The sequence below is a fragment of the Chelatococcus sp. CO-6 genome (assembly GCF_001271345.1).
Taxonomy (GTDB): Bacteria; Pseudomonadota; Alphaproteobacteria; order Rhizobiales; family Beijerinckiaceae; genus Chelatococcus_A; species Chelatococcus_A caeni.
Genome location: NZ_CP012398.1, coordinates 4,062,918 through 4,087,032, shown reverse-complemented (window position 1 = coordinate 4,087,032; position 24,115 = coordinate 4,062,918). Strand labels below are relative to the sequence as shown.

General features: G+C 67.9%; 22 protein-coding genes. 4 read left to right on the top strand and 18 right to left on the bottom strand.

Translation table 11 applies throughout. The features are described 5' to 3' along the window. Positions 1 to 10: 10 nt before the first annotated feature. From AL346_RS19035 to AL346_RS19005, 8 genes are all read right to left on the bottom strand, one after another. On the bottom strand, positions 11 to 1,396 hold the full coding sequence (locus tag AL346_RS19035; protein WP_019404150.1) for a multicopper oxidase family protein: 1,386 nt from the start codon (positions 1,394 to 1,396) through the stop codon (positions 11 to 13). Between the two features lie 14 nt (positions 1,397 to 1,410). After that, the gene (locus tag AL346_RS19030) at positions 1,411 to 2,862 is read right to left on the bottom strand and encodes a TolC family protein (protein WP_026015475.1); all 1,452 of its coding nucleotides are present in this window, start codon (positions 2,860 to 2,862) and stop codon (positions 1,411 to 1,413) included. Next, positions 2,859 to 3,077 carry a hypothetical protein gene (locus tag AL346_RS24805; RefSeq protein WP_072249431.1) on the bottom strand — a complete coding sequence of 73 codons (219 nt, stop codon included), beginning with the start codon at positions 3,075 to 3,077 and terminating at the stop codon, positions 2,859 to 2,861. The genes AL346_RS19030 and AL346_RS24805 overlap by 4 nt, the downstream gene beginning before the upstream one ends. Before the next feature lie 151 nt (positions 3,078 to 3,228). Next, positions 3,229 to 3,693, bottom strand: a complete 465-nt coding sequence (locus AL346_RS19025; protein WP_019404148.1) for a hypothetical protein — start codon at positions 3,691 to 3,693, stop codon at positions 3,229 to 3,231. 53 nt (positions 3,694 to 3,746) lie between these two features. Further along, a complete protein-coding gene (locus tag AL346_RS19020; RefSeq protein WP_019404147.1) occupies positions 3,747 to 4,031 on the bottom strand; it encodes a heavy-metal-associated domain-containing protein in 285 nt (94 codons plus the stop codon). A gap of 70 nt (positions 4,032 to 4,101) precedes the next feature. After that, entirely contained in the window at positions 4,102 to 4,632 is a 531-nt protein-coding gene (locus AL346_RS19015) for a Spy/CpxP family protein refolding chaperone (protein ID WP_082312649.1), read from the bottom strand. Positions 4,633 to 4,900: 268 nt separating this feature from the next. Next, entirely contained in the window at positions 4,901 to 5,206 is a 306-nt protein-coding gene (locus tag AL346_RS19010) for a hypothetical protein (RefSeq protein WP_019404145.1), read from the bottom strand. A gap of 131 nt (positions 5,207 to 5,337) precedes the next feature. Further along, positions 5,338 to 5,781: a DUF305 domain-containing protein gene (locus AL346_RS19005; RefSeq protein ID WP_019404144.1), complete on the bottom strand. Its 444-nt coding sequence runs from the start codon at positions 5,779 to 5,781 to the stop codon at positions 5,338 to 5,340. Positions 5,782 to 5,938: 157 nt separating this feature from the next. Between AL346_RS19005 and msrB the strand changes: the two genes are divergently transcribed. Together msrB and msrA are read left to right on the top strand one after the other, a co-directional pair. Next, positions 5,939 to 6,397: a peptide-methionine (R)-S-oxide reductase MsrB gene (msrB, locus tag AL346_RS19000; RefSeq protein WP_019404143.1), complete on the top strand. Its 459-nt coding sequence runs from the start codon at positions 5,939 to 5,941 to the stop codon at positions 6,395 to 6,397. Further along, entirely contained in the window at positions 6,394 to 6,906 is a 513-nt protein-coding gene (gene msrA / locus AL346_RS18995; RefSeq protein ID WP_019404142.1) for a peptide-methionine (S)-S-oxide reductase MsrA, read from the top strand. Before msrB ends, msrA begins: the two co-directional genes overlap by 4 nt. Before the next feature lie 173 nt (positions 6,907 to 7,079). Here msrA and AL346_RS18990 read toward each other — a convergent pair whose 3' ends face one another. Continuing rightward, entirely contained in the window at positions 7,080 to 7,748 is a 669-nt protein-coding gene (locus AL346_RS18990; RefSeq protein ID WP_245258948.1) for a hypothetical protein, read from the bottom strand. Positions 7,749 to 8,143: 395 nt separating this feature from the next. On the opposite strand from AL346_RS18990, the gene AL346_RS18985 reads away from it, so the two are divergent. Together AL346_RS18985 and AL346_RS18980 are read left to right on the top strand one after the other, a co-directional pair. Further along, complete coding sequence (locus AL346_RS18985; RefSeq protein WP_019404140.1) at positions 8,144 to 9,382, top strand: MFS transporter; 1,239 nt, start codon at positions 8,144 to 8,146, stop codon at positions 9,380 to 9,382. A gap of 118 nt (positions 9,383 to 9,500) precedes the next feature. Next, on the top strand, positions 9,501 to 10,985 hold the full coding sequence (locus AL346_RS18980) for a carboxylesterase (protein ID WP_019404139.1): 1,485 nt from the start codon (positions 9,501 to 9,503) through the stop codon (positions 10,983 to 10,985). Here the strand turns inward: AL346_RS18980 and AL346_RS18975 are convergent. The 9 genes from AL346_RS18975 to AL346_RS18935 all read right to left on the bottom strand — a co-directional run bounded on the left by AL346_RS18975 (position 10,982) and on the right by AL346_RS18935 (position 24,069). Further along, positions 10,982 to 12,775 (bottom strand): SLC13 family permease, encoded by a 1,794-nt coding sequence (locus AL346_RS18975; RefSeq protein ID WP_026015474.1) that lies wholly within the window; start codon positions 12,773 to 12,775, stop codon positions 10,982 to 10,984. The two genes, AL346_RS18980 and AL346_RS18975, sit on opposite strands and share 4 nt — an antisense overlap. A 1-nt stretch (position 12,776) precedes the next feature. Then, positions 12,777 to 13,838, bottom strand: a complete 1,062-nt coding sequence (locus AL346_RS18970; RefSeq protein WP_019404137.1) for an AI-2E family transporter — start codon at positions 13,836 to 13,838, stop codon at positions 12,777 to 12,779. Between the two features lie 27 nt (positions 13,839 to 13,865). Further along, positions 13,866 to 14,930, bottom strand: a complete 1,065-nt coding sequence (locus AL346_RS18965; protein WP_019404136.1) for a patatin-like phospholipase family protein — start codon at positions 14,928 to 14,930, stop codon at positions 13,866 to 13,868. A 37-nt stretch (positions 14,931 to 14,967) separates the two neighbouring features. Next, the gene (locus AL346_RS18960; protein ID WP_019404135.1) at positions 14,968 to 16,704 is read right to left on the bottom strand and encodes a hypothetical protein; all 1,737 of its coding nucleotides are present in this window, start codon (positions 16,702 to 16,704) and stop codon (positions 14,968 to 14,970) included. Continuing rightward, complete coding sequence (locus AL346_RS18955; protein WP_019404134.1) at positions 16,701 to 17,213, bottom strand: DUF1269 domain-containing protein; 513 nt, start codon at positions 17,211 to 17,213, stop codon at positions 16,701 to 16,703. Before AL346_RS18955 ends, AL346_RS18960 begins: the two co-directional genes overlap by 4 nt. A gap of 13 nt (positions 17,214 to 17,226) precedes the next feature. Continuing rightward, entirely contained in the window at positions 17,227 to 18,690 is a 1,464-nt protein-coding gene (locus AL346_RS18950) for a M17 family peptidase N-terminal domain-containing protein (protein ID WP_019404133.1), read from the bottom strand. A gap of 65 nt (positions 18,691 to 18,755) precedes the next feature. Then, positions 18,756 to 19,898 carry an efflux RND transporter periplasmic adaptor subunit gene (locus AL346_RS18945; RefSeq protein ID WP_245258947.1) on the bottom strand — a complete coding sequence of 381 codons (1,143 nt, stop codon included), beginning with the start codon at positions 19,896 to 19,898 and terminating at the stop codon, positions 18,756 to 18,758. Next, entirely contained in the window at positions 19,895 to 22,981 is a 3,087-nt protein-coding gene (locus AL346_RS18940) for an efflux RND transporter permease subunit (protein WP_019404131.1), read from the bottom strand. Before AL346_RS18940 ends, AL346_RS18945 begins: the two co-directional genes overlap by 4 nt. Next, on the bottom strand, positions 22,978 to 24,069 hold the full coding sequence (locus AL346_RS18935) for an efflux RND transporter periplasmic adaptor subunit (protein ID WP_082312648.1): 1,092 nt from the start codon (positions 24,067 to 24,069) through the stop codon (positions 22,978 to 22,980). Before AL346_RS18935 ends, AL346_RS18940 begins: the two co-directional genes overlap by 4 nt. Between the last annotated feature and the right edge of the window lie 46 nt (positions 24,070 to 24,115).

The following is a 24,115-nucleotide window of genomic DNA, read 5'->3' as shown; positions in this document are numbered from 1 at the left end:
ATGATCGGGGTCAGTGGTTGCCGTGGGAGGATGCGCCGCCGGGCTTCACGGCCCGGAATTCGGCAGCGCCTTCTGTCGGTGCGGGTGCGGCGCGCTCGGCATCGGGCGGCGCGCCCGTCCATTCGTAGGCGACGGTGCCGGGCGGGTGCTCGAACCAGCCCGGGTCCTTGTAGTCATCGCGCGCCAGCCCCTCGCGCACCTTCACCACCGAGAACATGCCGCCCATCTCGACGGCGCCGAACTGGGCGAAGCCCGTCATCATCGGCAGCGTGTTGTCGGGCAGCGGCATCTCCATCTCGCCCATGTCCGCCATGCCGGCCGTGCCCATGGGCATGTAGTCGGGCACGAGCTTCCTGATCTTCTTCGCCACCTCCCTCTTGTCGACGCCGATGAAGGTCCTGAGGTCGTGGCCCATGGCATTCATGGTGTGGTGCGACTTGTGGCAGTGGATGGCCCAGTCGCCCTCCTTGTCGGCGACGAAATCGAAGGCGCGCATCTGGCCCACCGCGCAGTCGATGGTCACCTCCGGCCAGGCGGCTTCCTCCGGCACCCAGCCGCCGTCCGTGCACGAGACCTTGAAGTCGTAGCCGTGCATGTGGATCGGGTGGTTGGTCATGGTGAGATTGCCGAAGCGGATGCGCACCTTGTCGCCCTTGGCCGCCACGATGTGGTCGATGCCCGGAAAGACGCGGCTGTTCCAGGTCCAGAGATTGAAGTCGGTCATCTCCGCCACCTTCGGCACATAGGCCCCCGGCTCGATGTCGTAGGCGGACATGAGGAAGACGAAGTCGCGGTCGACGCGGCGGAAGGCGGGATCCCGCGGGTGCACGACGAAGAAGCCCATCATGCCCATGGCCATCTGCACCATCTCGTCGGCATGCGGGTGGTACATGAAGGTGCCGCTCTTCGTCAGCACGAACTCGTAGACGAATGTCTTGCCCGGCTTGATGTGCGGCTGCGTCAGCCCGCCGACGCCGTCCATGCCATTGGGCAGGATCTGTCCGTGCCAGTGGATCGTGGTGTGCTCGGGCAGCCTGTTGGTGACGAAGATGCGCACCTTGTCGCCTTCCACCGCCTCGATGGTCGGCCCGGGCGACTGGCCGTTGTAGCCCCACAGATGCGCCACCATGCCCGGCGCGAGCTCACGCACGACGGGCTCGGCGACGAGGTGGAACTCCTTCCACTCGCCGTTCATGCGCCAGGGCAGCGTCCAGCCGTTGAGCGTGACGACGGGCTGGTAGTCCGGCCCGGTCGCCGGCACGAGCGGCGGCTGCGTCACCGCCTCTTTCATGGTGGGAGCCTCGGGGATGGAGGCAGCCTCGACGCGGCCGGAGACGGCACCGGCGCTGACGAGCGCGGCCGAGGCGCCGAGGAACGATCGACGGGAAACCGTCATGAGCTTTGCCTTTCTCAGTGTGCGCCGGCCTCGGCGGCCGCAAGCGCGACGGGGCCTTCTCCGGCTCCGCCGGAGGCGCCGCCGCCGATGATGGCGGTGTCGAAATCGACCGATGCGAGGAAGAAATCGCGCCTGGCGCCGATGGCCGCGACGTTGCTGGCGATGCTCTCGCGCACGGTCGTCAGCAGTTCGAACACGTCGATGAGCATGCCGTTGTACTGCAGCAGCGCCTCCTCGCTGACCGTCTTCCGCAGGGGCAGGATGCGGTTCTGGTACTGGCGGGCGATGTCGTGGCGGCCGCGATAGGCGAGATAGGCCTCGCGCGCCTCGGACCGCACGTTGACGGCCTTCTCCAGCAGGCGGTTGACCGCCTGCATGTAGGTCTCGCGCGCCTGCCGCACCTTCACCTCGCCGAGGTCGAAGATGGGGATCTCGATCTCGAGCTCGAAGCCCTTCGGATAGGCCTTCTCCTTGTGCCCGTCCTCGATGACGCGCTCGTAGTTCCGCCGCAGGCTGCCGTCGAGCATGGAAACGAAGCGCGTCGCCTCGCTCAGCCCGAGGCCCTTCGCCATGGCCTCGAGCTCGAGGCGGGCCGCGATGAGGTCGACGCGCCGGCGCACCGCCTCCTCCTCGACCTCTTTGGCCGTCCTCAGCCGCGGCAGGGGCGGCAGCTGTCCCGGCAGCCTGTAGTTGATGTCGGCGCCCCAGAGGCCGAGCTGACGCGTCAGGGCTTCGCGCTGGGTCGCGGCTGCAAGGCGCGCCTCGGCCAGCTGGTTGGAGATCTCCGCGTAGAAGGCGCCGGCCCGGGCCTGGTCGAGCTTGTTGGCGGCGCCCGTCTCGCCGAGCTTGCGGGTGAGGTCGGCGGCGGCGTCGGCCGACGTGCGGGCCTCGTCGAGGACGGCGACCGTCTGCCGCGCCGCGACAGTGCGATAATAGGCCCGCCGCGTCTCGGCCGCCGTGCGGAAGGTCGCCTCGATGGCCCGCTGCCGGGCTGCCTCGAACTGGGTCTTCGCGATGCCGCTGCGCGCCGGCAGCGTGAGAAGCGCGAGGATATTGGCAACGAGGCGCCGCTCGATCTCGAGCTCGCCGCCGGCCGACAGGCGCTCGATGCCGATGACGGGGTTCGGCGGCAGGCTCGCCTGAACGAAGGCCGCTTCCGAGATGCCGAGGGTGTTGTAGGCCGCCTGCAGGCCGCGGTTGTTGAGAAGCGCGACCTGCACGGCGCCGTCTGCCGTCAGCGGCCGGGCGAGCAGTGTCTTGACGCGTTGCTGCGCCGCGGCGGCGTCAGCTGCGGAGGCGATCTTGACCGTGTCCTTGCCGAGGTCGGCGGAGACCTGCGCCGCGACCGGCCCCATGCCGCCGTCCGGCGTGAAGGCGGCGCAGCCGCCGAGGGCGAAGGCGAGCGCGCTGGCCGCGGCGAGACGCTTCATCGGCACGGCAGGATCGGGTTGGGCTACTGACGTCATTCGCTCCTCCCGCGGGGAGCGACGCTCTCGTTGCTCCTGGACCACGCCCGGGGTGCGACGGGCTGGTAATCGGCCGTGCCGGCCGTCACCGGCACGTAGCGCAGGGGCGGCACCCGCGCGCCGGGATCGGCCGGATCGGCACCCGCCGTGATGGGAGGGGGGCCGGAACATGCGGACAGGAGGACGGCGCAAGCCGTCGCAAAAAAGGCTTTCATGATTGGACCTCGGACAGGCCGACGAGGGCGCGGGTGGCGCGGGCGCGCCACGAACCGCTCGCTCAACGACAGCACGTGATACGGCTACCGGCGAAAGAGGTCGGCCAGGATCCGGGGAATGTGGTGGACCGCTTGTGGTCCGGTGCCGGAATCAGGCCGACGCTTGCGCGCTCATCGATCTCGGCGGCCGCTCGAGGCGTGCCGCGAGGGCTTCCTTGATGCCGACGCGAAAGAAGGCCGGCTCGATGGCGCCGACGATCCTGTGCGGAGACGGCGTGCAAACGGCCGGCGGTATGGCGACATGGCAGGCGAGGGCGCAGCAGTTCATGCCAGCGCCCTGGTGCCTCTCGGGTTTGCACGAGCCATCGTTCGTGGCGGGGCAGGCCTGGCCGGCGGCCGGGCCGTGATCGCTGTCGGCATCCTGGCCATGGCCGTGATGAACGTGCGCATGCCGCGGCGTCTCCGCCACAGCGCCTCCTGCTGCAGGCATTTGTCCGGGCGTATTGGCATAGCCCCAGCCGACGCTCGTCGCCGAGAAGGCGAGGGCGGCGATGAGAATCACCAATCTGCGAAATGCCTGCAGCATCGGATGAACGATAAGCGCGATCTTGGCCATGGCAAGGCTGGATGCTTCGCCCGCCCGGAAAACCGGGGCGGGCAAGGGCTGCCTCAGACCGTGGACGGGGTGTAGCCCGCCTCGATCACGAGCGCCTTGATCGCCGCCAGGTCCGTTCCGCCCCGGACGGAAACGAGCCGGGAGGCAGTGTTCGTCTCGACCTGCGTACCCGGCAGGCGCGTCTCGATGGCGGTCTTGATGGCGGCGGCACAGTGGCCGCAGGTCATGTCCTCCACCCGCAGGCTCAGGGCCTCACGGCCGGGCTCCGGGACGAGGTTCGTCTGCGACTGATGGGCATTGCACCCGCACATGGATTCGCTCTCCGTTTCGGGGACCATGCGCCATTCCTGCCCCTTCCCACCATGGGAAGGTCAAGAGCCGTCCTCGCCGGCCAGTCGCAATTTCAATTCAGCGGTCATCCTCGTCGCCGTCGCCCGCGTCGCTGCCGCCCGACCAGCCGCGCATCATCATGCGGGGGCCACCCATCATGCCGCCGCCCATCATGCCGGCTCCCATCATCCCGCGAGGGCCGAAACGGACGAGAACCCGCAGCCGCCGCTTCTGGGCCTCGTCCAGGGTTTCATAGAGCGGGGCCGCGGCGTCCGCGAGCTTCCGCATCCCGTCCGCTCCCTGGCTCATGGCATCGGCCATGCTGCGGAGCCCGGCGATGGGATCGCGCATCATCGTCTGCCGGTTCTGGCGCATCGCCTGCATGCGCGAAAGGTGCAGGCGCGAAAGCTCACGCATGGCTTCCTCGATCGGGGGCCAAAGCCGTTCCTGATCGGCTGACAGCTTCAAGCCGGCTTTCAATGCGGCGATATGGGCATCGGCGAAGGCGCTCATGTCTTCCGCCGAAAAGCGGCCCATCATGCCGCCGCGCATGCCGGGCTGCATCATGCCCATGCCGCCCTGCGGCATGTTCTGCATCATCTGCGCCATCGGCACATGGTCCGGCGGCGTCCGGGGTTGCACCTGGGCTGCCGCCGGCGCGGTGATGGCGATGAGAACGGCAGCATAAGTGGCTGGCTTCATGGCGGTTCTCCCTCTGAAGCGACCATCGACGCGCCCAAGGCGTCGGTCGCGGCGAACGGCCGTTTCTCCAGTATGGATGAATTATGAGGACCGTGCCGAAGAAAGGAGAGCGCCGGAGACCGAGCGCCTCCCGGCAAGAGCCGCCGACGCGCCCGGCGGGATGCCATGCTGGCCTCTATCCCAGTCGCCGGCTGAAGACGTTGAACAACAATGCGATAGCGGCCCCGGCGTAGAGACCGAAGGCGATGCTCTGAACGGTGCCGAGGGCAAGACTGCGGAGATCGAAGCCCGACAGGCCGAGATAGAACTGCAGCCACGGCCGGTGAAGCCCCCAATCAGGAGCAACCAGACCAAGCAGCATGCACAGCCAGAACGAGATCAGAACGAAGCTCGCGAGCGTGGCCGCAGCCGCGGGAACCGAAACGTGAATTGCCGGGGGCGACAGGCCGTTGCTGCGAACGTGAAGAATGGAGTTGACCATCGTCGTTCTCCATCAGCATGGGGGGCAATGTTCGCTTTTTCAGCGCTCCAGTGAACGCTCTGCGCGGATCTCCCTGCATTGATCCACGTCAATCACCGCTCGGCCGGACAGCGTCGGTCGGGTAATGCGCGTCAGTAGCGCGCGAGAATTCGCTCCATCTGCTCGATCTCGTCGCGCTGCGAGCGAATGATGGCCTGGCACAGATCGATGATCTCCGGGTCCGTCAGGGTCGCTTCGCGGCACATCAGGATGGCGCCGGAGTGGTGCGGGATCATGGACCGCAGGAACTGCTCGTCGCCAATCACCGTCTGCCCTCGGATGAACAGGAAAGCCACGATGAACACCACGGCAAAGAAGGCGTGGAGAAACAGGTTTGCCGTTCTGTTCGGATACATCGACCGCATAAGGAGCAGCATGAGGATGGCCATGGGTGCGACCATCATCAACGCCATATAGAGCATGTTCAGATTGTTAAAAAATGCGCCGAGGTTGTCGATCATCGCGAACATCACGAGATACATGATGATCGTGCTCATCGCGAGATTGATGGCAAGCTTGCCGTAGTGCGCGTTCATGGTTCCTCCTCGCCGCGAGGCCGTGGGGGACGGGCCAAGGCTCGGTCGCTCATCGCCTGATGGCGGCACCTCGATCGACAAAGGCGGCGCCCGGGGCCGCTCGACGTGCCGCTCGCCTGTCGGCCACGGCGCCCATGCAAGGGAAGGAGAATAGCGGATGAAGACATATCACAAGAATCCCGAGGCTCTTTCGTGCCTGAGCCCGGAGCAGTACAGGGTGACGCAGCAGGACGGGACCGAGCGGCCGTTTGCCAACGCGTACTGGGATAACAAGGAGCCGGGGCTTTATGTCGACGTCGTCTCGGGCGAGCCGCTGTTCGCCTCGTTCGACAAGTACGACAGCGGCAGCGGCTGGCCCAGCTTCGTCAAGCCGCTGGATGCGGCAAACGTCATCGAGCGCCGCGACTTGAGCCACGGCATGGTGCGCACCGAGGTGCGATCGGCCCATGGCGACAGTCACCTGGGACACGTGTTTCCCGATGGTCCGCCCGAAGCCGGCGGCCTGCGCTACTGCATCAACTCGGCCTCGCTGCGGTTCGTCCATTACGACGACCTCGAGAGCGAGGGTTACGGCGCGTTTCGGCAGCTTTTTGCAGAGAAGGGAACAAGCCCATGACGAGTGCAACCGAGAAGGCCATCCTGGCCGGAGGCTGCTTCTGGGGCATGCAGGATCTCATCCGCCGCCTCCCCGGTGTCATCTCCACACGCGTGGGGTATTCCGGCGGAGACGTGCCGAATGCGACCTACCGCAACCACGGTACGCACGCCGAGGCGATCGAGATCACGTTCGATCCGACGACGACGAGCTTCCGGGAACTGCTGGAGTTCTTCTTCCAGATTCACGACCCGACCACGAAGAACCGGCAGGGGAACGACATCGGCCTGAGCTATCGCTCCGCGATATTCTACACGTCGGACGAGCAGCGACGCGTGGCCGAGGACACCATCGCCGATGTGGACGCCTCGGGCCTGTGGCCGGGCAAGGTCGTTACGGAACTCGAGCCGGCGGGTGACTTCTGGGAGGCCGAGCCGGAGCATCAGGATTATCTCGAGCGCAACCCGGGCGGCTACACCTGCCATTTCGTGCGCCCGGGCTGGAAGCTGCCGCGCCGCGCCACCGCTTGACGCTTGCGGGCCCGGTATTCAGGCAGGCTGTCAGCTCTGCCGGAATGCCGTGCACCGCCATCATCTTGATGGCGGCTGCTGTGTTCGTCTGAAGGGAAGGCCGCCAAGCCCGTCAAATGGCCAGCCGGTGCGCGTGCATTCGAAGCGCACCGGCATCGTCGGCTCCCGCTGCTTCAGTAGCAGGGCGGGTAGGGATAGTACCCGCAGGGCGGGCGATAATAGGGAGGATAATGATAATAGGGAGCGGCTGCTGCCGCTGCCCCCGCTGCCGCGCCTGCATACCATGCTCCGCGGAAGGCGGTGCGGCGAGCTGCGCCGGCAAAGGATAACGGCGTGAACGGCAAGCCGATGATGTCGATGAACACGGATGCCGGCCCGTCGCCGCCGGAGAGATCCCCCTCCAGGACTGCGACGTCAAAAGTCAGCGTATCCCCATCGAGCTTCGGTGAGGTCAGCGTCGCCACGGCGTCGATTACCGAGTCCTCACGGCCATTCAGAACCGAAACGGTCGCGTTCGGCGGGTCCTTGGCAAAGCTGCCGGTGTCGGGCGTCCATTCTTCGAGAAGAGTGCTCGTCGAGGCATGGCCCGCGGCGCGGACCGGACGATCCGCAAACATGATCGCGTTGGGTGAAATCCCCGTGAGGACGAGCTTGTCGCCTTCGAGGCGCGCGCCTTTCGCGTTCATGACGATGAGGGCCGGCTCCATCCTTGGCTTGCCGGTGCCGATGGTCTTGCTCGCCGGAGCCGTGATCGCGTTCGGAGGCTCTTGTGCAAAAGCGGCACCAAGCGAAAACACCGACAGCGAGAATATTATCGGGATGAGAATTCTACGTGACGGCATTGGGGCGTCTCCATCATCGATTCCTCGCAGGCCGTGGACCGAACCATCGACCGGCGCTCAATTCCCTGGCTGCTCATGTCCCCGCCTGCCTTCAGGGGACCTGATGATCGAACGGGTTGATCTTAAGCCGTGTGCGCCGGACCGGAGCGTAAGATACGGTAGGCTACTGCGTGGCGAGGGGGCGACACGCCTGCGGCGCCCCGCACGGGCCTTGAACTTCAGGCCGAGCTCCTGACCGAGAAGCTCCCCGGGCTGTCCGACGTGGCCGCCGATCGACGTCGCCCTGCTGCTGACGCCGTGCACCGCTGCGGCAAACGCGCTTGTCCGCCCGGTGCCGGTGCCTAATCATTGGCGCAGCTGAGAGACCGTTCTGCGAAAGCGGCCATCGAGGAAACATGACGCCCCAAGAGCAGCGCTATGCGCCGGATTCCGCTTATTCCTGGCTGCGGCTGGCGCTGTCGCTCCTGCTCGGGACCGTCGCCTGTGTCGGTACCTGGTCGGTCGTCGTGGTGCTGCCGACCGTTCAGGCGGAGTTCGGCACGCTGCGGGCGGGGGCCTCGCTGCCCTATACCTGCGTGATGCTCGGCTTCGGCTTCGGCAATATCGTGATGGGCCGCATCGCCGATCGCTACGGCATCGTGGTGCCGATCGTGAGCGGGGCTGTCCTGCTCGGGACGGGCTATGTCCTGGCCGGACTATCGAGCACCCTCTGGCACTTCGCTCTGGCGCATGGTCTGCTGATCGGCATCGGCGGCGGCGCGGGATTTGCACCGCTCATCGCGGACCTGTCGCATTGGTTTCGTCGGCATCGCGGGCTTGCGGTCGTATTCGGCGCTTCCGGCAGCTATCTCGCCGGCGTGATCTGGCCGCAGGTGATCACCTGGGGCCTTCAAAGCCACGGCTGGCGCGCCACGCATATCGGCATCGGTGTCGTGGCGCTCGCCGTGATGCTGCCGCTCGCGCTGTTCTTCCGCCGGCGGCCCGCGGCCGAGACGCTGGCGGCGGCCGAGATATCGAGCGCCGGCGCGCGGGGTGACCTCGGACTGTCGCCGAACCAGCTGCAGGGGCTGCTCGCGGTCGCGGGCTTCTGCTGCTGCGTCGCCATGGCGATGCCGCAGGTCCATATCGTCGCCTATTGCGGCGATCTGGGCTACGGCGTCGCGCGCGGCGCCGAAATGCTGTCCCTGATGCTCTTCCTCGGCATCGTCAGCCGGATCGGGTCCGGCTTCGTCGCGGACCGGATCGGCGGAGCGGCGACCCTGGCGCTCGGCTCGCTGATGCAGGGACTGGCGCTCTTCCTCTACCTCTGGTTCGACGGGCTGAGCTCGCTCTATATCGTCACCGGCATCTTCGGCCTGTTCCAGGGCGGCATCGTGCCGATGTATGCGGTCATCATCCGGGACTACCTGCCACCGAGGGAAGCCGGCATGCGCATCGGCATCGTCATGTCGGCGACCATCGTCGGCATGGCCTTCGGCGGCTATGTCTCGGGGCTGATCTTCGATCTCTTCGCATCCTACCGCATGGCCTTCCTGAACGGCCTCGCCTGGAACCTGGTCAATCTCGCCATCGTCGGCTGGCTGATGCTGAAGGCGAGGCCGAGGCTGCAAGCGGCTTCAAACCCTTCATTCTGAGGAGCGCGGCCGTTCCAGGCATCCAGAGCGCGATTATTCCCGAAGTGCGGATGCTGGACTAAACTCCGGCGGAAGACAGCACCGCTGGCCGGCCCTGGCGGCGCGAAGTGGGGGGCAGATGCGCGGCTTCATCGCCAGGACGTTGAGACGAGGAGCCGTCATCCTCCTCGTTGCCGCGCTGTCCCTGCTGGCGCTGCGCATCTACGACACCCAGCGAGGGCCCTCGCTCGAGCCCTGGCATACCGCGATCCCGGACGAACTTTCTCCCAAGCAGCTCGAACACGCCTCCTGGGACGACTACCTGCGGGCGGAGGAGGCCGCCTTCGCCTATGTGCGTGAGGAGGTGACGAAGAAGCTCGCGCCCGACGAACGCATTCCGGTCAATCGCTATTTCGACGGCAGCGCCATCTATCCCGGGCGCTTCGACCAGGACTGGAACCGGTCCTACATCCTCGAGCCGCGGGGACCGCCGGTCGGCGTCGCCATCTTCCTGCACGGACTGACGGATTCTCCCTACAGCCTGCGCCACGTCGCGCGCCATTACCGCGATCGGGGCTTCGTCGCCGTCGCCATCCGGCTGCCGGGGCACGGCACGGTGCCGGCCGGGCTCGTCGAGGCGGAGTGGGAGGACTGGCTGGCGGCGACGCATCTTGCGGTCAGGGAAGGGCGCAAGCGGGCGCCGGCCGATGCGCCGCTCCATCTCGTCGGCTTCTCGAACGGCGGCGCACTCGCCCTGATGTACGCCCTCGAAGCGCTCGAGGACGCGACGCTGGCGCGGCCGGAACGCGTCATTCTGATCTCGCCCATGATCGGCATCACGGCCTTTGCGCGCTTTGCCGGGCTCGCCGGCCTGCCGGCGATCCTGCCGGCTTTCGCCAAGGCGGCGTGGCTGAGCATCCTGCCCGAGTTCAATCCCTTCAAGTACAACTCCTTTCCGGTGAACGGCGCCCGCCAGTCGCACCTGCTGACCCAGGCGCTGCAGCAAAAGATCGTGCGCCTGTCGCGCGCGCGCCGTCTTGATGATCTCGCCCCCGTGATCACCTTCCAGTCGGTGATGGACTTCACCGTCAGCACCCGGGCGGTCATCACGGCGCTTTACGCGCATCTGCCGGCCAATGGCAGCGAGCTCGTCCTGTTCGACCTGAACCGGTCGACCAAGCTCGGACCTTTGCTGAATTCGGCATCCGACACGGTGCTGACGCGCATTCTGCCGCCGCCGCCACGGAACTTCCGGGTGGCGATCATCACGAATGCAGACGAGGATTCGAGCGAGGTCGTCGAGCGGGCTACGAACGCGGGGCAGACGAGCGAAACCGTGCGCGGTCTCGGCCTGATCTATCCCTTCGACGTGTTCTCGCTGTCGCACGTCGCCCTGCCGTTCCCGGTCACGGATTCGCTCTATGGGCTGAAACCCGACCCGGCGGAGGACTTCGGCATCAGGCTCGGCGCGGTTGCCGCACGCGGGGAGCGCGGCGCACTGATCGTCAATCTCGATTCGCTGCTGCGCATGTCGTCGAACCCGTTCTTTCCCTATCTCATCGACCGCATCGACGAGCCGCTGCCTCGGGCGGATCGGGCCTCTGCGATGCCGGCGCGGCGCTAGAAGCGCCAGACCAGCGGCACGTAGAATACGGCAACGACGAAGAACCAGAGCATCAGCGGCGCTCCGAGCTTCCAATAGCTGTTGAAGCTGTACCCTCCCGGGCCCATCACCATCATGTTCGTCGCGGTGGCGATCGGGGTCAGGAACGAGGCCGCGCCGGCGACGCACAGGCTCATCAGGATGGGCCGCGGCGAGACGCCGAGCCCTTCGGCCGCGGCCATCGCGATGGGGATCACGAGCATCGTCGTCGCGGTGTTGCTCATGATCTGGCCGAGACCGGCCGTCAGCACGAAGAGGCCGGTGAGGAAGACGACGGGACCGTTGCCCCCCGTCAGTGCGACGAGGTGATCGGCAACCAGTTGCGCGGCGCCCGACTGCACCATGGCGGTCGACAGCGGCATCATCGCGCCGACGAGGATCACGGTGGTCCAGTTGATCGCGCGATAGGACTGCTCGACGGTGACGGTGCCCGCAAGGATGAGCAGGCCCGCTGCGATAAGCCCCGCGACCGCCGGAGGCACGATCCCGGTGGCGAGCAGCACGACGAAGCCCCCGAGCACCGCGAGGGCGATACCCGCTCCCGCACCCATGGGTACGGCCTGGCGCCGGACGAGCTCGGGGGAGTTGACGACGAGCACGTCGGGATCGTCGAGGTGAAGATCGAGCGCCTTCCAGGTCCCCTCCAGCAGCACCGTGTCGCCGGCCTGCAGCACCTCCGCCGGATCGAGATCGACGCCGGCGCGCTGGACGGCGAGGACGACGAGGTCGCCGCTCTCGGTGACCATGCCCGGAAACATGGCGCTGCCGATCAGGGCCGAGCGCGGCGGGATGACCACCTCGGCAAGGCCCGAGCGCCGGTTGAAAAGGCCATTCTCGGCTTCGTCGTCGCGCAGGGCGAGATGCATGTCGGCCGCGAGCGTCGCGACCGCTTCCGCATCCCCCCGGACCAGGAGATAGTCTCCCTCCGACAGGGTCGGTGCGCGCAGCGGTAGCCCGGAGGCTCCGGCCTGCACGGCGATGAGGCTGAGCCGCGGACCGGCGAGGTCGAGTTCAGCCGGCGCCTTGCCGACCCACGGCGAGGTGGTGCGCACGCGCAGCCGGAAGACGCCATCCCGAAGCCCATAATGTTCGACCAGGGTTTCGGCGTGGCGGCTGAAGTCCGCAGGCAGCCGTGCGCCGCTCTGTTCGGGCAGCAGGTGCCTTCCGAGCAGCAGGATGAGCGCCATCGTGCCGGCGAGGAGGGGCAGTCCGACGAGCGCGAATTCCGCGAAGGCGAAGCCCTGCAATCCGGCATCCTCCAGCGCTTCCGAGACGAGGATGTTCTTGGGCGCGCCGGTCAGCAGGACGTTCGAACCGGCATGGGCCGCAAAGGCCAGCGGCATCAGCAGCTGCGCCGGCGACTGATGCAGCCGGATCGCCGCCATCACCACCACCGGCATGAGCGCGGCCACCGCTCCGCCACCGCTGATCAGTGCGCTCAGCAGGCCGGAGGCGGTCATGATGATGATGAGCAGGCGTGTGCGCGTGTCGCCGGCCTTCGCGATCAGCAACTGGCCGGCCCAGGCGGTGACGCCGGTCCTCTCCAGGGCGGCGCTGACGATGAACAGGCTGGCGATGAAGATGACCGCACGATCGCCGAAGCCGGCGAGTGCCTGGTCGAGAGTCACGACCCCGGTGGCCCACAGCGCCAGGGCGGCGCCCGTGGCGACGATGACGACCGGCAACCTGTTCCAGGCGAACAGTGCGATCGCGGCGGCTGTGACGGCGGCGGTGCTTTCGATCGCGGTCAAGTCAGGCCTCCAGGGCCGCATCGCTTGCCGTCGCCGCGTCATCCTGTTCCGGCGAGCCGAACAGTTCCGCCATCCAGCGGCTTGCCGGATGCTGGGCGCAGAAGGTGAGGAGGGCGACGGTGATCGGCACGCCGATAAAGGCTCCGAAGACACCCCAGAGATAGCTCCAGAAGAAGACCGAGAACAGGACGGTTACCGGCGACATCGAAAGGGCGCTGCCGGCGACGCGGGGCTCGACATAGCTGCCCACGATGAACTGGATGAGATTGAGGCAGGCAAAGACGGCGATCACGGCATGCCAGGATTCGAACTGCGTCATGGCGAAGAGCGTCGGGAAGACGGTGGCCACCAGCGGCCCGAGAAAAGGGATGTAGTTCAGCGAGAATGCGATGAAGCCCCATTCCTCGGCGAGCTGGAGGCCGACGGTCCTCGCAAAGGCCCAGACGAGCACGCCCGTGATCAGGCTCATGCACGTCCGCACCAGCATGTAGCGGCGGATTTTGGCAGCCGCCCTGACGCTGCCCCGGAGCAGGATCTCGGCCATCCCGCAGTTGCGCATCGCGCACAGCCGGCGCCCGAAGTCGTCGACCTCCAGGAGGCCGAGAACCACATAGACGAGCACGACGAGCCAGAAGCTCATCGTGCTGTTCAGCCGCCCGGTGATCGTTTGCGCGGTGCGCAGTATCCAGGAGACGTTGAAGTTCTCGGACCAGACACCGGCCACGGCCACGCCGTGTCCTTCGAGCCACAGGACGATGCCGTCGTAGAAGGACTGGAAGCGTGCCGCATCGCTGATGATCCACCGGCCGACGCGGCCGAAGGCCCACACGATCAGCGAACCGAAGGCCCCGAAGGCGACCACCATGACGACGACGCTGAGCGCAAGCGCCACGAGCCGGGGCAGGAAGGCCTGCAGGGCCTTTTGCAACGGCCAGACGAGGGCGATGATGAACAGGGCGAAAGCGATCGGCGCGAAGACGGAGCTGGCTACGGCCAGCGCCGCGACCGTCAGGACGGTCGCGATCACGATCGGCGCGATTGGCTGGGCCTTGCCGGCGATCATCTGCAATTCCTGGCTCCCTGTGGCGCGTCACACCCCCTCGGTCAGTTCGTCGAGCGCGAGCGTCGACCGCCTGCCGAGATCATCCTTGTGCGTCCGGTAGAAGGCTTCCGCGGCGCGCCGGCCCTCGTCGCGCAGCATGGACAGGAACGCCCATTCGGCATTGAGCTTGGAGGAATAGCCGAGCTCGGTCATGACGACGCTGGTGATCCGGTGGATGCGCATGCGGGCCCAGCGGGACCCTTCCCCGGCGTCGGAACTCGCCTGTTGGCGCAGAAGGGCCATCATCCGCAGCTCCTTGAGCAGGACGGCGTTGAAGGAGACCTCGTTGAGCCGGTTGAGAATGTCGCGCGCCAGCCGCGGCGTGCCCGGACGCTCCACCGGATTGATCTGGACGAGGATGGTGTCGAGCGCGCTGCTTTCCCGGATCAGCGGCGTCATTGTCGGGTTGCCGGAATAGCCGCCGTCCCAATAGCCGTCGCCGTCGATCTCGATGGCCTGGAACAGGGTCGGCAGGCAGGCGCTGGCGAGGAGGACGTCCACCGTGATCTCGCCGTTGCGGAAGACGCGCCCCCGGCCCGTGCGCACGTTGGTGGCGGTGATGAAGAGCTTGATGCGGCTGTCGGCCAGCCTGTCGAAGGCGATCACCTCGCTCAGGATGCCCGCGAGCGGGTTCGCGCCCGCCGGATTGAGGCTGTAGGGCGAAACGACCCTCGACATCATGTCCATGGCGGCGAAGAGCGGTGAATGGTCGAGCGTCCAGCGCCCGAGCAGGACGTCGAGCGGGCTGCGCTGGAAGGGACTGAAGCGAGCCGCCTCGGCGACGCGGCGCCAGAAGAGGCCGAGCGCCTCGCGCGCACCCGCGCGCCCGCCGCCGGCATAGCCGGAAGCGAGCACGGCCGCGTTCATGGCGCCGGCCGACGTGCCCGAGATCGCCTCGATCTCAAGCCAGTCCTCCTCCAGGATCCTGTCCAGCACGCCCCAGGTGAAGGCGCCGTGGGCTCCGCCGCCCTGCAGGGCGAGGTCGATGGCGAGGGGGGGCGGCCGGCCGTTGCGGGCTTGCGGCGCGGGGCGGGACGAAGGGCTCCTGGTCACGGCTCTTCCATCCCGGTTGCAGGGCGAGCCGGCCGCATCACGACGACTTCACCAATCCTGAAAAGCCCGCCACGGCCAGCAGGCTCAGCGCCCAGCCGACGATGGACTGGAAATAGAAGTAGCTGATCGCGAGCCCGCCGCCCGGCTTGGTGGGATTGGGGCGCCAGAAGGCCCTCTGGCCCATGTCGAGCACGGGCAGCAACGTGTCGAGCGAGTACATCCAGGGACTGAAGGCCGGATAGCTCGAGGCCTCCCAGCGATCGCGGAAGCAGGCGAGCTGTGTCTGTCCGGCAGCCGCCAGCCCATGCGTCTCGCCCGAGGCGATCAGCGGCCGTCGCTCCTGCTCCTCGAAGCCGCAAAGCGTCCAGTCTGGCGCGCGCAGGACGACCGGGCTGTTGGGCATCACGGCGCCCTGTCGTTCCGCAAGCGTGAAGACCGCGACGCCGAGGAGCCAGAAGCCGAACAGCCACAGGATGGCGAGCAGCGGCTGCCGGCCGTAGGCGAGCGTTGCGCCAAGGACACCGTCCGACACGGCGAGCAGCAGCCGCCAGAGTGGATGACGGGCGCGGGCGCGCCGCGCCTTGCGCTGCAGCCGTTCCTTCACGATCAACACGGCGCGCGCATCCTCGCCATGCCCCATCTCGCGAAAGACGCTCGCCAGTTGCTCGTAGGGCTGTGGCCAGAAATCCTCGCCCCAGCTCTCCGGTGCCTGGCGGGCCAGCCAGTCGAGGCGGCTCCCGGCGTCGACAGGCCCGTCGATGAAAGCCTCATACCGGCAGCGGTTGAGCAGAAGGTCGCCTGGCCCCGGCCAACTGGCGGCCTCGTCGTGGATGGTGCCCAACGAGGCGCCCGTCAGCGCCAGCATCCCGTCGAGCCGGGCGTCGCGGCGCAGGAAGAAGGCGCCCTTGACCGTCGTGCGGCTGAGATCGAGCGCACCGCCTCCGGCATTCTCGATGACGGCTGCCGTGCAATCCACGTCACCGTCGATCCGGGAGGCGATCAGCCGGACCGCGCCCTCGACATGGGCACTGCGCAGCATGACGTTGCCGCGGCATTCGACCTCGCTCGCGTCGAAGGCGACATCTTCGGGGCGGCTGATGCGCGTGCCGGCGGCATCGAGGTCCGCGGTCAGATGTGCGCCCGAAAGGGCTATGCTGCCGGTCAGGTCCGCTCCGCGCAGCAGAACGTTGCGCACCTCCAGGCTCTGGGCCCGCAGGGCATGGTTCCGTGGGTTGCGGATGACCGCCCCGTCGCATTCGAGGTTGCTGCCGAGGCGCGCCTGTTCGAGATTGATCTCGCCCTCCACCTCCGCGCCGCGCAGATAGATGCCGCCGCGCGCCTCCAGTCGCTCGGCCTGCAGGCCCGGAAGCCGTGAGCCGTTGAGGAAGAGCCGGTTGATGATCGCCGCCCGCAGCACCGGCGCCGCCTCGAAATGGCAGTCGTTGAGGCCGATGTCCCGAAACACGCTGCAGGCCTCCAGATCGAGAACGCCGGTGATCCATGCGCCGGTGATCCTGATGCCCTTCTCATGCGGGCGGCAGCCCTCCTCGCCGCCGAGGATGAGGAAACGCAGGAACGCGGCCCGGACGACCCGCAACGGGTCCGGGGCATCCGGACGCGTGCCGTCCCCCAGGCGATCGAACTGGCCGGTCAGCAGCTTGGCGACGACATCCTCCTCCGCCGATGACAGCGGCCGGAAGTCGTCGAGCCGGGCGGTGGCCACGGCCCATGCGGCCCTTTCCGCCTCCGCCGCCAGCCTCCAGTCCGGCGTCATGAGGCGGCCGGCGGCGCCGCCTCGGCGCAGGCTGCGAGAGCCTCGCGCAGGGCAGCCTCCTTCGTCTCGTCGAAAGAGGTGCGCATCAGCGTGCCGCCGATGCCCCTGAGATCGGCGAGGACCTTGTCGGTGGTCATCTTGCGGATCAGCAGGAAGAGCCCTGCGGTATTGGGCTGCAGCGCGTCCGCTGCGTCCTTCATGAACTGGTCGTTGATGCCGACGTCGCTGAGCTTGCCTCCCAGGGCGCCCGATGCGGCCCCGATTGCGGATCCGAGCAGCGGCGCCAGGAAGATGAGCCCGACCAGGGCGCCCCAGAGCGCGCCTGACGCGGCGCCGGCGGCGGTCAGGTTCAGCATCTGGTTGAGCTTGATCTGCCCCTTGTCGTCCTTGACCACGACGACCGCATCGCCCAGCTCGATCAGATACTCGCGCTGCAGCGCGAGAACCCGTTGGCGCACCTCCTCCGCCTTCTGCTCGGTGGGGAAGGCAATGAAGACAAGATCGCTCATCGGTGCTGCTCCTCTATCGGCGTGAAGAAGGGTGACGGTGGGCCTGTTGCACTTCGGCTCGCGTCGCGCGGCCCATCAGAAACTCCGCGAGCAGTGGGACGGGGCGGCCGGTTGAGACCCCCGTTTCTCCTTCATCGGTCGCGGTCGCCGCCGCATCGAGATGTGCCCAAGGAAAGGTCCGGGCACACCGGGCGAGGGCGTTCACCGCCATTCGCGGCCGCACTGCAGGCCCGGTGGGATCTTCCGCCCCTGCCTGCTCGTCGTCCCAGATGGGCAGGCGCCAGACCCGGTCGCCCGCGAGGCTTCCGCAGGTCAGCAACTCGCTCGCCAACGCGTCGTCATTGGCGAAGAGCCCGCTGGCATAGGAACCGAGCACCCCGGCGCAGGCCCCGACCCCGGTGGAGACGTCGATGACGCAGGCCGGTGCCAGGCGCCCGGCATAGGTCAGCACGTCGCACCGCAGCTGCGCGCGATGTGCGGGCTCGCCCGGCAGCGCGATCGGCTCCGCCGGCAGGGGCAGGCGCCGAGGCAGGTTGGGGAGGGGGGAAGAGGCGGCCTCGATCGTAGAGACCAGCCCGACCGCATGGACAGGGAGCCCAAGCAGGCCCGCGGCCCGCAAGGCGCCGAGAACGGCGCCGGCACCGCGCGTTCCTTGAGCGGTGCCATGGCCGACGAAGACGACCGGACGCCGCTTCTCCCGTCGTCCCTTGCAGCCGATCACGATGATCCTGGAGGCGGAGCCGGCGGTGCACACCGAGCGGGCGAATGCCGGCATGCCAAGCCCCTCGAAATGGCGATGCTCGAGGATCTTGACCTCGAAGCCGAACTCCCATCCCATCGCCTGCGCGCTCTCGCAGATGAGATCGGCCGTGCCGGGGTGTGTCGGGAGGTTCCCCATTTCCTTGGCGAGGGCCACGCCCTCCGCGATTGCCACGCCTTGCCGCAACGCGCCGACCAACTCCGAGGTCAGGGCCTGCGCAATCAGCAGCATGACGACGCGCACGCAGCGGGACGGCGCCGGCGCGTGAACGCCGAAATGGCAACCTTGCTCGGCGAGCAGCTGGCCCGCCACCCGCAACCGCCAGCCGAGGGTGCACCGGGGCACCTCGTTTTCGGCTAGTGCCACGATCGCGTCCGCAGCGGCATCATCGGCCAGGGCTGAGGCAGCAGCGGCCAGCGCACGCCGATAGGCCGTGTCCGAGTAGTCTTCCGCCCTCCCGAGACCGACAAGCAGGACGCGTGATGCGGCGATTCCGGGAACCTGATGGAGAAGCAGCGTCGCGCCGGCAGATTCGCCGAGCGCGCCGTGCTCCAGGATCCGCGACAGCTGCCCGCCGGATCGGTCGTCGACGGCGCGTGCCGAACCGGTCAGCGGACCGTAGCTGAACAGACCGAGGACGAGGAGCCCGGTCCTGAGCTGCCCGGCATCCCCCACCAGGGGCACGATGTCGATGGATCTGTTGCGCGAAGCGATCATTGCCAGGACCAGCCTTGATCTAGCGGCCTGCGTCGGGATGCCCGGCGCAGGGGAAAGCTGCCTCGTCAGGAGGGCGGCACCGCCGACGTTCCCTGACGCGGAGCCTCTTCGGAGACCTGCAACGGCGCCACCCGCTGGCCCGGATGCAGGGCCTGAATGCCGGCCGAGACGATCATCTCGCCAGGTTCCAGGCCTTGGGAAAGAACGACCTTTCCGGGGTCGAAGCGCAGCACGTCGACATTGCGCAGCGACACCGTCATCTGTCCGGGATCGACGATCCACACGGCCGGCGCTGCGCCCTGCTGGGTCAACGCACCGGCCGGTATCGAGACTATGGCGGCCGATGTGAGCTCGAGAGTACCGATTACGGTCGAACCGAGCCGCATCGCCTCCGGCGGATCCTGGAGGCCGACACGCACCTCGAAGGTCCGCGTCTGCGGATCGGCCTGGGGGGAGATCTCGCGCACGTGGCCGCTTGCCGCCACCTCGGGCGCGTCAGCCAGCGCGACGCGGATGGTCGCGTCGCCGGCCTGCGCCTCCAGCAATCGCGCAGGGACGTTGAAGACGGCATCGCGGCCGTCGTCGCGGGCGATCTGCACGACGACCTGGCCCGGCTGCACGACCTCACCCGGCTCGACGTTGCGGGCCGTCACCACGCCGTCGGCGTCCGCACGCAGCTCGGTGAAGGCGAGGCGATCGCGAGCGAGCGCCACCTGCGCCTCGGCGTTCTCGAGCTGGGCCTGGGCCGTCTCCTGTGCCCTCAGCGCCTGGTCGAAGCGTGGCCGGGTCGTGAATCCCTGTGCCATCAGCCGCTCCTGGCGATCGAAGGCGCTGCGGGCGGTGACCAGTTCGCCCCGGGCAGCCGCGAGCGCCGCCTTGGCCACCGCGAGCGCATTCTGCTCGATGGAAGGGTCGAGACGTGCGACGAGCTGGCCGGCCCCGACGCGATCCCCGATGTTGACCGGCCGCTCGCTGACGCGGCCGCCGATGCGGAAGGCAAGGCCGACGTCCTTCTTCGCCTGGATCTCGCCGGCAAGTTCGATGTCGTTCGCGACCTTGCCGGCCTCGACCGTGACGACGCTGACCGGTCGCGCCGCGGGCTCGCGCGCCTCTTCGCTCTGGCAGGCGGCAAGCGCCATCGCCAGGGCCCCGAGCGCGCCGATCCGCGAGGCTGCCGGTCTGGCGTGCATGGCTTCACCGTGTGTCATGGCGCAGATGCTCCCGCAGGTGTTCGGCGGCGCACGCCGGCCTCTCGCGGGGCGGGCGCGTCGGCTCCGAACGCGGTGACGTAGAGGACGGGCAGCAGAACGAGCGTGAGCGCGGTCGCGACCAGGAGCCCGCCCATAATGGCGAAAGCCATCGGCCCCCAGAACACGGTTGGCGCGATGGGGACCATGCCCAGCACCGTCGAGATGGCGGTGAGGACGATCGGCCGCAGGCGCGTCGTGCTCGCGTCGAGCGCCGCTTCGACAACGCCCTTGCCGGCGGCCCGCTCGTCCTCGATCTGTCCGACCAGGATCACCGCGTTCTTGGTGATGATGCCGATGAGGGCGAGGACGCCGAGCATCGCCACGAAGCCGAGCGGCTTGCCCGACAGGAGGAGAGCGCCGACGACGCCGATGAGGCCGAGCGGAGCGATGCTGAGGACGATGGCGAGGAGCCGGAACTGCTTGAGCTGCGCCATGAGCACCGAGAGCATGATCAGCAGCATCACGGGCACCACGGCGATCACGGAGGCCTGCGACTTGGCGCTTTCCTCGACCGTGCCGCCGACCGCTATGCCGTAGCCGGGCGGCAAGGTGCGGTGCAGTTCGTCGATCCTCGGCTGCAGCGCGGAAACGACCGTCTCGGGCAGCGTTCCGGGGGTGACGTCGGCTGCGACCGTCAGGTTCGGCACCCGGTCGCGCCGCCAGACGAGGGGCGTGTCGAGGCCATAGCTGAAGCTGACGAATTGCGAGATGGGGACGGAACGGCCGTTCGGCAGGGCCACCTGCATGCTGCGCAGGGTGTCGAGCGAGGCGCGGTCCATGTCCTGGGCGCGGACGACGACGTCGATCAGGTAGATGGCGTCGCGCACCTGGGTCACGACCGTGCCCGTGACGACGGTGTTGAGAATGGCGGCGAGCGCCTGGGAGCTCAGACCGAGGCGGCGCGCCTCGTCCTGGTCGACGCGCAGGCGTAGCTCGCGGGCGGGTTCGATCCAGTCGAAGTTGACCTGCTTGGCCTGCGGGTTGGTCGCAACCAGCTGGGCGAGCCGCATCGCGATGGCGCGGACCTCCGCGATCTCCGGCCCGCTGACCCTGTACTGCACCGGCCAGCCGACGGGCGGGCCGAGCTCGAGCGGATAGACGCGCGCGACGACGTTCGGGAAATCCCGCGCGAGAAGCGCCTCGAGCTTCATCTGCAGACGCTCGCGCGCCGCCACGTCCTTCGCGACGATCACGGCCTGGCTGAAGAAATCGTTCGGCAGCTGTGCATTCAGCGGCAGGTAGAAACGGATCGCCCCGCGTCCGACATAGGTGCTCCAGCGCTCGACGTCCGGATCGTCTCGCAGCGTCGCATCGAAGCGTGCGGCAAGGTCCGCGCTCGCATAGATGGAAGCGTTCTGGGGCAGGGTCAGGTCAACGAGGAGTTCGGGGCGATCGGACGCGGGAAAGAACTGGCGCGGCACCAGCGGCAGGGCCAGCACGGACGCGACGAACAGCCCGACGCTCACGGCGATCGTCACCCAGCGCAGCCTGATCGCTCCCGACAGCAGCTTGCGGAACGTCAGCACCAGGCGACCTGGACCGGCCGCATCGGCGCTCTTCGGGGCTTTCAGCATGGCAACGCCGAGCACCGGGGCGAAGACGATGGCAACGAACCACGATATGACGAGGGCCATCGTCACGACCGCGAAGAGCGAGAAGGTGTATTCGCCCGCCGAACTCGCCGCAAAGCCGATGGGCACGAAGCCCGCGATCGTCACCAGCGTCCCGGCCAGCATGGCAGGGGCATATTTCTCGAAGGCGTATGTGGCCGCCTTCATCTTCTCCTCGCCCGCGGCGAGGCGCGTGACCATGGCGTCGGTCGTGGTCATGGCGTCGTCGACGAGAAGCGCGAGCGCGATGATCAGGGCGCCGAGCGAGATGCGCTGCATGTCGATGCCGGTGACCTGCATGCAGGCGAAGACGATGGCGAGCGTCAGGGGGATCGACAGGGCCACCACGAGGCCCGGGCGAACGCCGAGGCTGATGAAGCTGACCGTCAGGATGATGACGACGGCCTGCCACAGCGACGTCATGAAATCGTGGATGGCGTGGTCGACCGTCACCGCCTGGTCGGCCACCAGCATCGGCTCGATGCCGAGCGGCAGGTTGGCGGTGATCTCCGCCATGGCGCCCTTGACGTTCCTGCCGAGCGCGAGGATGTCGCCGCCGTCGCGCATGGCGATGCCGAGGCCGATCGCCTGCCGGCCGTTGACCCGGAACATGGGCTGCGGCGGATCGGCATAGCCCCGGCGCACGGTCGCGATGTCGGCAAGGCGCACCATCCGGTCGCCCACGGCGAAGTTCACGCTGTTAAGGTCTGCTTCCGACTGGAAGGCGCCCGAGACACGCACCGAGAACTTCTCGTCCTGCGTCTGGATGACGCCGGCCGGCCGCACCACGTTCTGGCTCTGCAGGGCTGCCAGCAGGGCGCCGCGGTCGATGCCGAGATTGGCCAATTCCCGAACCGAGAACTCCACGAAAATGCGCTCGTCCTGGGCGCCGATGACCTCGATCTTGGAGACATCGGGCACGAGCAGCAGCCGCGAGCGGGTGGCTTCCACGTGGTCGCGCAGCTCGCGGTCGGTGAAGCCGTCGGCCGTGAAGCCATAGATGATGCCGAAGGTGTCGCCGAACCGGTCGTTGAAGAACGGTCCAAGGGTTCCGGCGGGCAGGGTGTGGCGGATGTCGGTGACGAGGTTGCGCACCCTGAACCAGGTGCCCTGCACGTCGCGTCCGGGCAGCGACTGCTTGAGATTGACGAAGATCGTCGTCACGCCGGGGGTGGTGTAGCTGCGCACCGTGTCGAGGCCGGGCGTCTCCTCGAGCTGGCGTTCCAGTCGCTCCGTGACCTGGCTCAGCGTGTCCTCCATGGTCGCGCCTGGCCACGCGGCCGAGACGACCATCGTCTTGATCACGAACGCCGGGTCCTCGTTCCGCCCGAGCTGGACGAAGGCAAAGACGCCGGCTGCGACCGCGACGATCATGAGATAGATCACGATGGAGCGGTTCCTCAGCGCCCATTCGGAGAGATTGAACCTCATGGCGCTTCCGTCCCGGCCAGCCGTATCTGCTGGCCGTCCCGCAGGAGGCTGGTGCCGGCCGTGACCACGATATCGCCCGCGGCAAGGCCGTGCCCGATCAGAGCCGTCGCCGGATCGTCGCGCAGCACGTCCACCTTGCGCAGCGAGACCGTCAGGGTGCCGGGATCGACGAGCCAGACGCCCGTTCCCACTTCGCTCCGGGTCAAGGCGGCCGCGGGTAGAGCAACGGCGGTTGCGTCGCTGCCGCGGATCGTGCCCGTGACGGCGGTACCGAGCCGGAAGCTCGGCGGCGGATCACTCAGCCCGACCCGTATCCGGAACGTGCGCGTCACCGGATCGGCCTGCGGCGCGATTTCACGAACCCGGCCGCTTGTGAAGACCGAAGGATCGCCGGCAAGCGCCACGCGCACCTCTACGTCCGGCCCGATCCGGCGGATGAGATCGTCCGGTATCTCGAAAACGGCGTCGCGGCCCTCCCGCCGCGCGAGCTGAACGATCATGCGGCCGGCAGGAACCACTTCCCCCGGCTCGGCCCCGACCCTGGTGACGATGCCCGGCGCGTCCGCCTTCAGGGTCGTGAAGCCGACGAAGTCCTCCGCGCTCCTCACGCGGGCCTGCGCGGCATCGGCCTGGGCGCGGGCCGCCGTGAGGGCCTGCTCGGCTGCCTCGAAATCAGCTCTCGTCGCCACGTTGCGCTCCTGCAGGTGGCGCAGCCGCTCGAACTGGTTTTCCGCCTTCCTCATATCGCTCAGAGCCGCTGACAGGACAGCCCTGGCGGAGCGCAACTCATTGAGTTCGTCTTCGGGATCGAGCCGGGCGAGCGTGTCGCCTTCGCTGACGCTGGCCCCGACGCCGACGCTGCGCTCGGAGAGCCGGCCTGCGATGCGAAACGACAACACCGCCTGATCCTGCGCCTCGACGTGGCCGGTGAAGGTGGAATCCGCCATCTTGGGCGCCGGCTCCACCGTGATGGTCTGCACCATCCGGACGGGAGCAGGCGGCTCGTCGCCGGCCGGCCGGCAGGAGGCGGTTGTCGCCGCGAGCACCATGGTCAGGGCAAGCAACGCGCACGCGCGCAAGCTGATCATGCCGGCACCCCGCAACCTCTGCTGCGCCACACCCGAAGCGGGCACG